This is a genomic window from Pseudomonas silensiensis, from assembly GCF_050434865.1.
Taxonomy (GTDB): Bacteria; Pseudomonadota; Gammaproteobacteria; order Pseudomonadales; family Pseudomonadaceae; genus Aquipseudomonas; species Aquipseudomonas fluorescens_W.
Window position 1 is genome coordinate 26,957 of sequence record NZ_JBNDJH010000027.1, and the last position, 14,366, is coordinate 41,322.

General features: G+C 59.6%; 11 protein-coding genes. All 11 read left to right on the forward strand.

The genetic code is table 11. The features are described from left to right. Nucleotides 1-328 precede the first annotated feature (328 nt). Nucleotides 329-1,729, forward strand: coding sequence for a polynucleotide adenylyltransferase PcnB (locus QF010_RS28465; RefSeq protein WP_008153304.1), 1,401 nt, complete (start codon nt 329-331; stop codon nt 1,727-1,729). A 3-nt stretch (nt 1,730-1,732) separates the two neighbouring features. Beyond that, nucleotides 1,733-2,224: a 2-amino-4-hydroxy-6-hydroxymethyldihydropteridine diphosphokinase gene (gene folK / locus QF010_RS28470; protein WP_429534410.1), complete on the forward strand. Its 492-nt coding sequence runs from the start codon at nt 1,733-1,735 to the stop codon at nt 2,222-2,224. 364 nt (nt 2,225-2,588) lie between these two features. After that, nucleotides 2,589-3,389: a 3-methyl-2-oxobutanoate hydroxymethyltransferase gene (gene panB, locus QF010_RS28475; RefSeq protein WP_429534411.1), complete on the forward strand. Its 801-nt coding sequence runs from the start codon at nt 2,589-2,591 to the stop codon at nt 3,387-3,389. Continuing rightward, a complete protein-coding gene (gene panC, locus QF010_RS28480) occupies nt 3,386-4,246 on the forward strand; it encodes a pantoate--beta-alanine ligase (protein WP_429534412.1) in 861 nt (286 codons plus the stop codon). The genes panB and panC overlap by 4 nt, the downstream gene beginning before the upstream one ends. Nucleotides 4,247-4,335: 89 nt before the next feature. Continuing rightward, nucleotides 4,336-4,716: an aspartate 1-decarboxylase gene (gene panD / locus QF010_RS28485; protein WP_008153310.1), complete on the forward strand. Its 381-nt coding sequence runs from the start codon at nt 4,336-4,338 to the stop codon at nt 4,714-4,716. A gap of 230 nt (nt 4,717-4,946) precedes the next feature. Beyond that, nucleotides 4,947-6,611, forward strand: a complete 1,665-nt coding sequence (gene pgi, locus QF010_RS28490) for a glucose-6-phosphate isomerase (protein ID WP_033054348.1) — start codon at nt 4,947-4,949, stop codon at nt 6,609-6,611. Between the two features lie 250 nt (nt 6,612-6,861). Next, nucleotides 6,862-8,799, forward strand: a complete 1,938-nt coding sequence (acs, locus tag QF010_RS28495) for an acetate--CoA ligase (protein ID WP_429534413.1) — start codon at nt 6,862-6,864, stop codon at nt 8,797-8,799. 65 nt (nt 8,800-8,864) lie between these two features. After that, a complete protein-coding gene (locus QF010_RS28500; RefSeq protein WP_429534414.1) occupies nt 8,865-9,731 on the forward strand; it encodes an oxygenase MpaB family protein in 867 nt (288 codons plus the stop codon). A gap of 147 nt (nt 9,732-9,878) precedes the next feature. Next, on the forward strand, nt 9,879-10,895 hold the full coding sequence (locus tag QF010_RS28505) for a class I SAM-dependent rRNA methyltransferase (protein ID WP_008153314.1): 1,017 nt from the start codon (nt 9,879-9,881) through the stop codon (nt 10,893-10,895). 105 nt (nt 10,896-11,000) lie between these two features. Continuing rightward, entirely contained in the window at nt 11,001-13,940 is a 2,940-nt protein-coding gene (locus tag QF010_RS28510; RefSeq protein WP_429534415.1) for a DUF748 domain-containing protein, read from the forward strand. Continuing rightward, a complete protein-coding gene (locus QF010_RS28515; protein WP_033054342.1) occupies nt 13,940-14,236 on the forward strand; it encodes a DUF2845 domain-containing protein in 297 nt (98 codons plus the stop codon). The genes QF010_RS28510 and QF010_RS28515 overlap by 1 nt, the downstream gene beginning before the upstream one ends. Nucleotides 14,237-14,366 lie beyond the last annotated feature (130 nt).

The following is a 14,366-nucleotide window of genomic DNA, read 5'->3' on the forward strand; positions in this document are numbered from 1 at the left end:
TTGGATCGCAAGATCACTGCAACACAGCGACCAAAGCAATCCGTTTGCTCTTGGCTCCCGATTGGGAGGGTCATGAAGGAAAAACTTCATGGCGAGGGCACTCAACAAAAACAAGAAGCCCGAATCAAAAATAAAAATAGAGCACGCAACTACTTTCTTGGGGAGCTTCGGCTCCCCTTGTAGTTTCTGGCGTTTAGACCCGCTATAAGCCCCTGCTTCAAGCGCTTGCGCAGCTTCCTACACCATCCCCCGACTAAATGCTAGAATCCCCGCCCATCATGCGGTCATTCTTCGTTTTGGCCGAACATTCCTTCAAACAGTGCATCCCATGCTGAAGAAGCTGTTCCAGTCATTCCGTTCTCCCAAGCGTCATACGCAACACATTCGCAGTACGCCTGAAGTGCTCAACAGCGGCCAACATTCGCTGCAAAAGGCTCAATTCAGTCGCTACGCGGTGAACATCGTCGAACGCCTGCAGAACGCCGGTTATCAGGCTTACCTGGTCGGCGGCTGCGTGCGTGACATGCTGCTCGGCATCACACCGAAGGATTTCGACGTCGCCACCAGTGCCACACCTGAACAGGTGCGAGCCGAATTCCGCAACGCGCGGATCATCGGTCGTCGCTTCAAGCTGGTGCACATCCACTTTGGCCGCGAAATCATTGAAGTCGCGACCTTCCGCGCCAATCACCCGCAAAACGATGAAGAGGAAGACAGTAACCAGTCCTCGCGCAACGAGAGCGGGCGCATCCTGCGCGATAACGTCTACGGCACGCTGGAAGAAGACGCGCAACGCCGCGACTTCACCATCAACGCCTTGTATTACGATCCGGTCAGCGAGCGCATCCTCGACTACGCCAACGGCGTACACGACATCCGCAATCACCTGATCCGCCTGATCGGCGATCCGAAGCAACGCTACCAGGAAGATCCGGTTCGGATGCTGCGAGCCGTGCGCTTCGCCGCCAAACTGAATTTCGGCATCGAAAAACACAGCGCCGCGCCAATCCGTGAACTGGCGCCGATGCTGCGCGAGATTCCATCGGCCCGCCTGTTCGAAGAAGTGCTCAAGCTGTTCCTCTCCGGCCATGCCGCGGACACCTTCGAGATGCTGGTCGACCTGCAGCTGTTCGATCCGCTGTTCCCGGCCAGTGCCGAGGCGCTGGAATACAACCCGACGTATACCCACACGCTGATCAGCGAAGCGTTGATCAACACTGATCTGCGAATCAAACAGAACAAACCGGTGACCCCGGCGTTCCTGTTTGCGGCCCTGCTGTGGCCTGCCCTGCCGGCTCGTGTATTGCGCCTGCAAGAACGTGGCATGCCGCCGATTCCGGCGATGCAGGAAGCGGCTCACGAGTTGATTGCCGAACAGTGCCAGCGCATCGCGATTCCGAAACGCTTCACCATGCCGATCCGCGAGATCTGGGACATGCAAGAGCGTCTGCCACGCCGCAGCGGCAAGCGCGCCGACCTGTTGCTGGACAATCCACGGTTCCGTGCCGGTTACGACTTCCTGCTGCTGCGCGAAAGCGCCGGCGAGCAGACTGATGGCCTGGGCGAATGGTGGACGGATTATCAGGACGCCAACGACAGCGAACGTCGCGACATGATCCGCGACCTCAGCGGCAAGGATGACGGCACCGGCGCTCCACGCAAACGTCGCCGCAGCGGTGGCGCCAAGCGCAAACGCACTGCCGGCGCACCGAGCGCCACGGGCGAGTAATCCATGGAACGCATCTACATCGGCATGGGCAGCAATCTGGCTGACCCCGCCGAACAATTGCGCAGCGCCATCGAGGCGCTGGCGCAGTTGCCGCAGACCGAACTGATCGGCGTGTCCGCGTTCTATCAAAGCGACTCGCTGCTGCCCGGCCAACCGCGTTACACCAACGCGGTTGCTGCCCTCGACAGCACGCTCCCGCCGCTGGAGTTGCTGGATGCGCTGCAAGCCATCGAGAACGGACAGGGTCGCGAGCGCCTGGAGCGCTGGGGACCGCGTACGCTGGATCTCGACATCGTACTGTTCGGTGATCGGCTGATCGATGAACCTCGCCTCAAAGTGCCTCACTACCATATGCAGGAACGAGCCTTCGTTCTCTATCCACTGGCCGAACTGGCACCTGCGGATTTGCGTCTGGCTGATGGTCGCGCGCTTAGCGAATTGCTCGCAGCGTGCCCGTTCGTCGGCCTGGAACGACTTCCTCAGCCAGAATGCTAATCCCTGTGGGAGCGGGCTTGCCCGCGATGGCGGACTACCAGCCAACATTGATGTTGAATGTAAAGTCGCTATCGCGGGCAAGCCCGCTCCCACAGTGTTTTGTACCCGGCTCAAGATCGACGGCAATCCTGCTGAATCGCATCAGTTACCCCGGTAACACCCCTGGCGTAACAATGCGGTAACACACGCAATTGACTTCCCGAGTTCTCCTCACGACTATAGGCGTCCCGCTGCCGCCAACACGGCGTTGAAGGGCGCAATCCAGGCCTTAAAAGCACGACAACAGACCGTGCGCCTGTATTTAACGAAGAATCACGCGCGTTACTCGCAGTAGTTTCCACAGCGCCTGAATGAGGAACTTTTCATGCCAGCCATCACCCTGACCACTCTGCAAGGTCTCAAGCAAAAAGGTGAAAAAATCACCATGCTGACCTGCTATGACGCGACCTTCGCCCACGCCTGCAATGAGGCTGGCGTCGAAGTGCTGCTGGTGGGCGACTCCCTCGGCATGGTTTTGCAAGGTCACGACAGCACCCTGCCGGTCTCCACCGCTGAAATGGCTTACCACGTGGCGTGCGTCAAGCGCGGTAACACCGATGCGCTGATCCTCGCCGACCTGCCCTTCATGGCCTACGCCACCACCGAACAAGCCATGACCAACAGTGCCCTGTTGATGCAGGCGGGTGCGCATATGGTCAAGGTTGAAGGTGCGCTGTGGCTGGCGGACTCGATCCGTCTGCTAGCCGAGCGCGGTATCCCGGTGTGCGCGCACATGGGGCTGACACCGCAATCGGTGAATATCCTCGGCGGTTACAAAGTCCAGGGTCGCAACGAAAACCAGGCGCGGCAGATGCGTGCCGATGCGATCGCCCTGGAACAGGCCGGCGCAGCGATGTTGCTGCTCGAATGCGTCCCGAGCGAACTGGCCGAAGAGATCACCCAGGCGGTGAAAATCCCGGTGATCGGCATCGGCGCCGGCAGTGGCACTGACGGCCAGGTACTGGTTCTGCACGATATGCTCGGCCTGTCGATCACTGGCCGTGTGCCGAAGTTCGTGAAGAACTTCATGGCCGGGCAACAAAACATTCAAGCGGCGCTTGGTGCGTACGTCACTGAAGTCAAAGCGGCGACTTTCCCTGGTATCGAACACGGATTCTCTGCATGAACACCGTAAAAACCGTACGCGAATTGCGGGCCGCCGTGGCCCGTGCCCGCAGTGAAGGCAAGCGCATCGGCTTCGTGCCGACCATGGGCAACCTGCACAGCGGTCATGTGGCACTGGTGACCAAAGCCACCCAACGAGTGGATTTCGTGGTCGCGAGCATTTTCGTCAACCCGTTGCAGTTCGGCGCCGGCGAAGACCTCGACAAGTACCCGCGCACCCTGGCAGCCGATCAGGAGAAACTGCTCCAGGCCGGTTGCCACTTGCTGTTCGCGCCAACCGTTGAAGAAATGTACCCCGACGGCATGGTCGGCCAGACCCGCGTCAGCGTTCCGCAACTCTCCCAAGGCCTCTGCGGCGCCAGCCGTCCCGGGCATTTCGAAGGTGTGGCGACGGTGGTCACCAAGCTGTTCAACATGGTCCAGCCGGACCTGGCGATCTTCGGCCAGAAAGACTTCCAGCAACTGGCGGTGATCCGCGCCCTGGTGCATGACCTGAACATGCCGATCCAGATCATCGGCGAACCGACGGTACGTGCAGCCGATGGCCTGGCGCTGTCATCGCGCAATGGTTTCCTCAGCGAAGAACAGCGGGCCGTTGCGCCGGTTGTGTATCGCGGCTTGAGCCAGATTGCCGACGCAATCAAACAGGGCGAACGGGATTTCCCTGCGTTGATCGACGCGCAGATCAAGCAGCTTGAAGCGGCGGGTTTGCGTCCTGACTACCTGGAAATTCGTCATGCCCAGACCTTGCGCCCGGCAACGGCGCAAGATCGGGATCTGGTGATTCTGGTCGCAGCGTTTCTTGGCACTACGCGGTTGATCGATAACCTGCACCTGAACCTCGACGCTACGGTTTAAAAAAACAAAATCAAAAAATTGAACGGCAGGATTGCAGCCTGCGCCTGTGGTCGCGGCCCGCCGTTCAATTCCGACCAGGGGAAACACTCATGCACGCCATCATGCTCAAGGCCAAGCTGCATCGCGCCGAAGTCACCCACGCTGTACTCGATTACGAAGGTTCTTGCGCCATCGACGGCGAATGGCTGGACCTGTCCGGCATTCGTGAGTACGAACAGATCCAGATCTACAACATCGACAATGGTGAACGCTTCACCACCTACGCGATTCGTGGCGAAGAAGGTTCGCGCATGATCTCGGTCAACGGTGCCGCAGCGCACAAGGCCAAGGTCGGTGATCGCGTGATCATCTGCGCATACGCCCATTACAGCGAAGCCGAGCTGCTCAACTTCAAGCCACGCATGCTCTACATGGCGCCGGGTAATGAACTGAGCCATACCAGCAATGCCATTCCGGTTCAGGTCGCCTGATCCCGTCTTAGCCCCTCCCCCCTTCCGTTTGTCGGACTGTTCCCTGCTTGATGTATAAAAAAGTACCGGGAACGGGTCAGACAAAGTCAAGACAGATTGCAGCGCGAGGTTTACTGTATTCGCCCTGTGTCATGAAATCGTGTCGACGCAGTTGACCGGACGCCCACCCACAGCGCTCCGGTATTTTTAGTGTTCAAAAGGCCGTTCAAGTAAAAAGGAAACCCGCAGCGATGGCGTATTACCGCACCCCTCAAGACGTTACCGCTCTGCCCGCCTGGCAAGCGTTGAATGACCACCGCCAAGCCATGCAAGATTTCAGCATGCGCGAAGCCTTTAATGCCGATCCGCAGCGCTTTACCCAATTCACCCTCAGCAGCTGCGGCCTGTTTCTCGACTACTCGAAGAACCTGATCAACGCCCAGACCCGCGATCTGCTGGTATGCCTGGCCAACGAAGTCGACCTGCAGGGCGCTATCAAAGCGCTGTTCGAAGGCGAAATCGTCAACTCCTCCGAAGGTCGTCCGGCCTTGCACACCGCCCTGCGCCGTCCGGTCGGCGACAAGCTGAAGGTCAACGGCGTCAACGTGATGCCGGAAGTGCACAAGGTCCTGAACCAGATCACCGACCTCGTGGGCCGTATCCACGACGGTTTGTGGCGCGGTTACTCCGAGAAGCCGATCACTGACGTGGTGAACATCGGCATCGGTGGCTCGTTCCTCGGCCCGGAGCTGGTCTCCGAAGCGCTGCTGTCCTACGCCCAGAAAGGCGTGCGCTGCCATTACCTGGCGAACATCGACGGCAGTGAGTTCCACGAACTGACCATGAAACTGCGTGCCGAAACCACGCTGTTCATCGTTTCGTCGAAATCCTTCAACACCCTCGAAACCCTGAAGAATGCCCAGGCCGCACGCGCCTGGTACCTGGCTCAGGGTGGTTCGGAAGCCGAGCTGTACCGTCACTTCATCGCCGTCTCCAGCAACAATGCAGCGGCAGTGGCATTCGGGATCCGCGAAGAAAACATCTTCCCGATGTGGGACTGGGTTGGCGGCCGTTACTCGCTGTGGTCGGCCATCGGTTTGCCGATTGCCCTGGCCATCGGCATGTCGAACTTCAAGGAACTGCTGTCCGGTGCCTACACCATGGACCAGCATTTCCAGAGCGCGCCTTTCGAACAGAACATGCCGGTGCTGCTGGCCTTGCTCGGCGTCTGGTACGGCAACTTCTGGGGCGCGCAAAGCCACGCGATCCTGCCGTACGACCACTACTTGCGTAACATCACCAAGCACCTGCAACAGCTGGACATGGAATCCAACGGCAAGAGCGTCCGTCAGGACGGCACGCCAGTGTCCACCGACACGGGCCCGGTGATCTGGGGTGGCGTGGGTTGCAACGGTCAGCATGCGTATCACCAGTTGCTGCACCAGGGCACCCAACTGATCCCGGCCGACTTCATCGTGCCGATCGTCAGCTTCAACCCGGTGTCCGACCACCACCAGTGGCTGTACGCCAACTGCCTGTCGCAAAGCCAGGCATTGATGCTCGGCAAGACCCTTGCAGAGGCCGAAACCGAGCTGCGCGACAAAGGCTTGAGCGAAGAAGAGGTGCAGAAGCTCGCGCCTCACAAGGTGATCCCGGGCAACCGTCCGAGCAATACGTTGGTGGTCGAACGCATCAGCCCGCGTCGTCTCGGCGCATTGGTGGCGATGTACGAACACAAAGTCTTCGTGCAAAGCGTGATCTGGGGCATCAACGCCTTCGACCAGTGGGGCGTGGAACTGGGTAAAGAGCTGGGCAAAGGCGTCTACAACCGCCTGGTCGGCAGCGAAGAAACCCCGGCTGACGATGCTTCGACCCAAGGCTTGATCAACTACTTCCGCGGCCGTCACCGCGGGTGATCTGACGCCCCGCCCACAGAATGTGTGAACAACACAAATTCTGTGGGCAACACTAATACCTGTAGGAGTGAGCCTGCTCGCGATAACGATTTTTCATTCAACATCGATGTTGACTGATCCACCGCGATCGCGAGCAGGCTCACTCCTACAGTTGTTTAGTGGACACCCTCTGGTTCAGTGTTCGGCTTGAACCCTTTCGCTACTCGGCGCATCTTTATTACTTGTCGCAAAACAAGAATAAGGAACCGTCATGTTCGATATCAGCACGTTCCCCCAAGCCGATGCCGTCCGCCGGGCTGCACAATTAAGTCAAGACGACTACAAGCGCCTGTACCGCCAGTCCATCGAACACCCCACTGAATTCTGGGCCGAACAGGCCACACGCTTTCTCGACTGGAGCAAGCCGTGGGATACCGTCCAGCGCTATAACCTGAAAACCGGTGAAGCGAGCTGGTTCGCCGGCGCAAAGTTGAATGTCAGTTACAACTGCATCGACCGTCACCTGGAAAAGCGCGGCGATCAAATCGCGATCATCTGGGAAGGCGACGACCCTGCCGAATCCGCGCAGATCAGCTACAAAAAACTTCATCACAACGTCTGTCGCCTGGCCAACGTGCTCAAAAGCCGTGGCGTTAAGAAAGGCGACCGCGTGTGCATCTACATGCCGATGATCCCCGAAGCCGCCTACGCCATGCTCGCCTGCACGCGCATTGGTGCAGTGCATTCGGTGGTGTTCGGTGGTTTCTCCCCGGACTCGGTGCGTGACCGGATTCTCGATGCCGACTGCCGCACCGTGATCACCGCCGATGAAGGCGTGCGCGGCGGTAAAGTCGTGCCGCTCAAGCAGAAGGTCGACAAGGCGCTACTCAGTTGCCCAAACGTCAGCACCGTCATCGTGGTCGAGCGCACTCAGGGCGACGTGGACTGGGTCGAGGGCCGGGACATCTGGTATCACCAGGCGCTGCGCGACGTCAGTGACGATTGCCCGCCTGAACCGATGGACGCCGAAGACCCGCTGTTTATCCTCTACACCTCCGGCAGCACCGGCAAACCCAAAGGCGTGCTGCACACCACCGGCGGCTACCTGCTGCAAGCGGCGATGACCTTCAAGTACGTGCTCGACTACCGCGACGACGAAGTCTTCTGGTGCACCGCCGATGTCGGCTGGGTCACCGGCCACAGCTATATCGTCTACGGTCCTTTGGCCAACGGCGCGACCACGCTGATCTTTGAAGGCGTGCCGAGCTACCCGAGCAGCGCGCGCTTCTGGCAGGTGATCGACAAGCACCATGTGAACATTTTCTATACCGCCCCGACCGCCCTGCGCTCCCTGATGCGTGAAGGCCCCGAACCGTTGAAGGAAACTTCCCGCGCGAGCCTCAGATTACTCGGCAGTGTCGGTGAGCCGATCAACCCGGAAGCGTGGGAGTGGTACTTCAATGCCGTCGGCGAACAGCGTTGTCCGATCGTCGATACCTGGTGGCAGACCGAAACCGGCGGCATCATGCTCAGCCCTCTGGTCAGCGCTCAACGGATCAAACCCGGCTGCGCCACGCAACCGATGTTCGGCGTGCAGCCGGTGCTGCTCGATGAAGTGGGCAAGGAAATCAAAGGCGCCGGCAGCGGCGTACTGGCGATCAAATCCAGCTGGCCGGCGCAGATCCGCAGCGTCTACGGCGACCCGCAACGAATGGTCGATACCTACTTCAAGCCCTACCCAGGTTACTACTTCACCGGCGACGGCGCCCGGCGCGATGAAGACGGTGACTATTGGATTACCGGACGCATCGACGACGTGATCAACGTCTCCGGGCACCGCATCGGCACCGCAGAAGTGGAAAGCGCATTGGTGCTGCACGACAGCATCGCCGAAGCGGCGGTGGTCGGTTACCCGCACGACGTCAAGGGTCAGGGCATCTACGCCTTCGTCACCCCCATGAACGGCACCGAGCCCAGTGACGAGCTGAAGAAAGCACTGCTGGCTCACGTCAGCGAGGAAATCGGCAGCTTCGCCAAACCGGACCTGATCCAGTGGGCGCCGGCCTTGCCGAAAACCCGTTCGGGCAAGATCATGCGGCGCATTCTGCGCAAGATCGCCTGCAACGAACTGGACAGCCTGGGCGACACCTCGACCCTGGCCGATCCGAGCGTGGTCCAGGAATTGGTCGATAAACGCCTGAACCAATAATCACTTGTTTCAAAAGCCTGCGCGGCCGTTAATGGCCGCGCCTCCTTTTCCGCCACTGAGTCGCCATGGAATTCATTCGAACCCGCATCGAAACCCAGATCATGAGCCTGACCGGTCTTTCTCTGGGCAAACTCGACCTGGAAAACCCCAAGGGTGATCCCGGCCTGTTCGGCCCCGATTCGGTGAGCTGGCAAGTGCATGGCGACTTCAGCAGCATGCTGATCGGTGGCATCAGTGCGCTGATGCTGCAAGCTCTGCATCCACTGGCCCTGGCCGGGGTTTGGGACCATTCGAATTTTCGCGAGGACATGATCGGCCGACTGCGCCGCACCGGGCAGTTCATTTCCGGCACCACCTTCGGTTCGCGAAAGGACGCCGACTGGCTGATCGAGAAAGTGCGCACCATCCACCTGCAAGTGACCGGCACAGCACCGGATGGCCGGCCCTACGCCGCCAGCGATCCCGATCTGTTGACCTGGGTGCACGTGGCCGAGGTCAGCAACTTCCTCGCGGCCCATTTGCGTTACCGCAATCCGAACCTGTCCCTCGCGGACCAGGACCGTTACTACGCGGAAATCGCGCTGGTTGCCGAACGGCTCGGCGCCCGTGACGTGCCGCGTTCACGGAAGGAAATTGCTGATTACCTTGAACGAGTTCGCCCACAACTGCTGTGCGATGAGCGCAGTCGAGAGGTGTTACGGCTGTTGTTGAACGCCCCGTCCCCCAGTCGTTTAGCCAAACCTTTTGGCAGCTTGATGATGCAAGCCGGGATCGACCTGCTGCCGGACTGGGCCAGTGACATGCTGGGCGTCAGCCAGAGCCCGCTGCAACGCAAACTGATCCGCGCCAGCGTCAATCGCAGCGTGCCGATGCTGCGTTGGGCGGTGCGTAATGGTTCGGTGCACCGGGCCAAACGACGGATGGGACTGTAGGAGCGAGGCTTGCCCGCGAAGAAGGTCACGCGATCTGGCTGATGCACCGCGTTATCGTTCTTCGCGGGCAAGCCTCGCTCCTACAGGTTCTTCATCGCTCAAGCTGTTAAACTCCCGCGCCAAATTCCCTCCTGCAAGGCGCCCAGCATGTCTTCCTTGAATCAGGCGCTGCGCGCCGCCCTCGATCGTCGCCAAGACCTGCTGGCCGAGCTGCATCAGCAAGGCACCGATTGCTATCGCCTGTTCCACGGCAGCCAGGAAGGCGCCGGCGGCCTGACGATCGACCGCTACGGCCCGCAGTTGCTGGTGCAAAGCTTTCACCAGTCGCTGGAACGGGATGCGCTGCTGCAACTGCACGACACCATCAATCAGCACCTGGGCCTCGAAACGCTGCTGGTCTACAACGATCGCTCCCGTGGCAACTCACGCATCGACCGTGAAGACACCGTCTACCGCGCCGACGAGGCCGCCCTGCAAGACTTGATCGGGCACGAATGGGGCTTGAATTACCGGGTTCGCGGTCGCCACGCCGGCCAGGATCCGCTGCTGTTCCTCGACCTGCGCAACACGCGCGGCTGGGTCAAGCAACACAGCAAAAACAAAAGTGTGCTGAACCTGTTCGCCTACACCTGTGGCGTCGGCCTGAGTGCGGCGGCCGGTGGCGCGAGCGAAGTCTGCAACCTCGATTTCGCTGAGGGCAACCTGGCCGTCGGCCGTGAGAACGGCCTGCTCAATCCCCAACTGCCGACCATGGACTTCATCCAGTCCGACTACTTCCCGGCCATTCGCCAATTGGCCGGCCTGCCGATCAGCCAGCGCCGTGGGCAGAAACTGCCGAGCTATCAGCGTCTGGAACAGCGTCAGTACGACCTGGTGCTGCTGGACCCGCCGGCCTGGGCCAAGAGCGCTTTTGGCACCGTCGACTTGCTGCGCGACTATCAGAGCCTGTTGAAGCCGGCACTGCTGACCACCGCCGACAATGGCGTGCTGATCTGCTGCAACAACCTGGCAAAAGTCAGCATGGACGACTGGCGCGAGCAGGTTTTGCGTTGTGCGGAGAAAGCCGGCCGGCCGGTGCGCGAGTGGACGGTGATGAAACCGGGCGGCGATTTTCCGTCAATGGATGAGCAGCCGCCGCTAAAAACCCTGATTCTGCAGCTCTGAAATTCGTGCGAAAAATCAGATAAATCCTATAAAGCATGATCACTTCGGAACCGGAAACGCGTGCCATACTCCAACGCACTCCGATTCAGACAGATGAAGCCGCACATGCCCAAAGGATTGATTCGCGCTATTGGCGCTCTGTTGACCGCTCTAGCCCTCTACAGCCTGCTGGGGTTTCTGATTTTGCCGGGTATCGCGTTGCGGGTGGCCAATCAACAATTGGCCAATTACGCAACGACGCCTGCCACGATTCAGCGGATCGAACTCAATCCGTTCAGCCTTGAAGTCACTCTGTGGGGACTGATCATCGGCGATCCGGGCAAGGAGCAGGTCGGCTTCGAACGCCTGTACGCCAACCTGCAGATCGACAGCCTCTGGACCAAGGCGCTGCACCTGTCCGATATCGAAATCGACAAACCCAAGACCGAAATCCTCTTTGGCAAGGACGGTAAGCTCAATCTGATTGGCCTGTTCAAACTCCCCGCCAGTGAGCCGACCCCGGCCGACCCGAACGCTAAACCGTTCCCGTTGCGCATCGAGCGGATCAAACTGGCCGGCGGTGTCGTGCACTTCCAGGACCAACGCCCCAGCGAACCCATCGAATTCCTCTACGACAAACTCGACTTCGAACTGAAAAACCTCAGCACCCTGCCTGAAGACAGTGCCGACATGACCTTGGTGGCCATCGGCCCGGCAGGTGGACAGATCGACTGGACCGGCAATTTCAGCCTGATCCCGATCGCCTCCGAAGGTAAGCTGAAGATCACCAACGGCAAGATGAAATCCTTTTGGCCCTATGTGCGTGACGCGCTGCCACTGGTGCTCGAAAACGGCGTCATGAGCCTCAGCACCGACTACAAACTCAACCTGGCCAAGGAAACCGAACTGCTGTTGAGCAACGTCGCCGTCAGCATCGCGCCGTTCGCGATCAAAGCACCTGACGGTCGACCGCTGGCGAAACTCGAGCGTCTGGACATCAGCGAAACCACCGTCGACCTGGCCAAGCAGCAAGTGGTCGTCGGCAAGATCCGCAGTAAGAAACTGGAAACCTGGGCCGCCCTCGAAGCCGATGGGCAACTCGACTGGCAGAAACTGTTCGCCAGCCAACCGTCCAAAGCAGCCGTCAAAGCCAAGGCCGAACCGGCCAGCACCCCGGCCGCCGCCGATTCACCGAAACCGGACCCGGCGCCACCGAGCAAGCCATGGCAGGTGCTGCTAAAAGACGTGCAACTGCGCGATTACCAGGTGCATCTGGCTGACCGCAAGGCAGTACCCACTGTGGCGCTGGACGTCGGCCCGCTGAACCTGGACCTGCAGAATTTCGATAGCCTCAATGGCTCGCCTTTTAACCTCAAGCTCGATACGGGCGTGGGCAAGCAAGGCAAGCTCACGGCAGACGGTATCGTCAATCTCGCCCCGGTCAGCGCCAGGTTAAAAGTACAAACCAAGGACATCGACCTGCGCGTCGCACAGTCCTATATCAACCCGTTCATTCGCCTGGAACTGCGCAGCGGCATGCTCGGCAGTGATCTGGCGGTCGATCTGAAAAGCACCGAGCCGCTGGCATTCAGCGTCACTGGCCGTGCTCAGGTCGATCAACTGCATACCCTCGACACCCTCAAAACCCGCGACTTCCTCAAGTGGCAGCAGTTGGTGCTCGAAGGCCTGAATTATCAGCACGGCGACAGCCTGTCGATCGACAAGGTCAACCTGTTCCAGCCTTATGCGCGCTTCATGATCAACGATGACCGCACCACCAACATCGATGATCTGCTGATTCCGCAACCGCCCGACTCAGGCGCCAAAACGGCTGCAGCCAAACCTGCCAGCACGGAAAAACCGCTGGGCATCCACATTGGCGGCATCGCCATCAACGACGGCTCGGCCAACTTCGCCGACTTCAGCCTGACCCCGAACTTCGCCACTGCCGTGCAACAGCTCAACGGACAGATCGGCACCATCGACAGCCGTCAGGCGAAACCGGCCAGCGTCGATATCAAAGGCAAAGTCGACCGCTATGCACCGGTCACCATCAAGGGTTCAGTCAACCCGTTCGACCCGATGGCCAGCCTCGACATCGCCACCAGTTTCAAACGTGTTGAACTGACCACGCTGACGCCCTACTCCGGCAAGTTCGCCGGCTACCGCATCCGCAAGGGCCGGCTCAATCTTGACCTGCATTACCTGATCACCAAGGGCCAGCTCAAGGCCGATAACAAAGTGGTGGTCGAGCAACTGCAACTGGGTGAGAAAGTCGACAGTCCGGACGCTGTGAGCCTGCCGCTGAAACTGGCGATCGCGTTGCTCAAGGACGTCGACGGCAAGATTTCCATTGAACTGCCGGTGACCGGCGACCTGAACAATCCGCAGTTCAGCGTCATGCCTATCATTTGGCAAACCCTGCGCAACCTCATCGTCAAAGCCGCCGCGGCGCCATTCAAAATGATTGGCGGACTGGTCAGTGGGAGTGGTTCGGAAGATTTGGGCACTGTGTCGTTTGCCCCGGGCTCAAGCGAACTGAGCAAGGAGGCCGAGGGTTCACTGGTCAAACTGTCCCAGGCCCTCAAGGAACGTCCGGCCCTGCGCCTGGAAATCGAAGGCACGGCGGCTGCCAGCAGCGATGGCCCGCTGATCGCCGAGCAGCGTCTGGAACGTGAATACCAATACAACTACTACAAAATGCTCCAGCGTCGCGGTGACAAGGTGCCGGCCCAGGCGTCATTGCTGGAAGTACCGGATAACGAGAAAGGTCCGCTGCTGGAAGGGATCTACCGCACGCGCCTGAAGACGCAGCCGCCCGCCGAGTGGAAGGATCTGGGCAAGGAAGAACGCACCGCCAAAATGCGCGCCGACGTGATCAAATTCTGGAGTTCCAGCGACGTGCTGTTGCGTCAGTTGGGTCAGGAACGCGCCAGCAGCATCAAGGACTATCTGGTCGACAAGGGTCAGTTGGCCGATGACCGCGTGTACTTCATCGACGCTAACCTCGGTGAAGCGGAAAGTGACGGTCGGGTGGTTACGCCGCTGCATCTGGACGCTGAATGATGGGCGCGAAATGGATGATAAGCCTGGCTCTGGCGATGGCCGCCAGTCAGGCCTCGGCAGCCGATACCCTGCGCTGCGGCAGTCAATTGGTCAGTGTCGGAGACAGGTCCAGTGAAGTGCTGCAGAAATGCGGTGAACCGGTCAGCCGTGATTTTTTGGGCTACAAGCGCAGCGCTAACCGACGGGAAGAGTTTCAAGTCGAGGAATGGACCTACGGGCCCAACGGCGGGATGTATCAGTACCTGCGTTTTGAAGGTAATCGTTTGAAGCAGATCACCAGCAAGCGCGGCAACTGACCTCACATTTGCTTTGCGTTGCCCCAAATAGAACAGGCCCCGACACGAATGCCGGGGCCTGTAATGGCCACATCCTTATGGCCTTCGCATGAACTCTCCTGAGGCGGCAGACGTATTGCTCGGCCCGTCT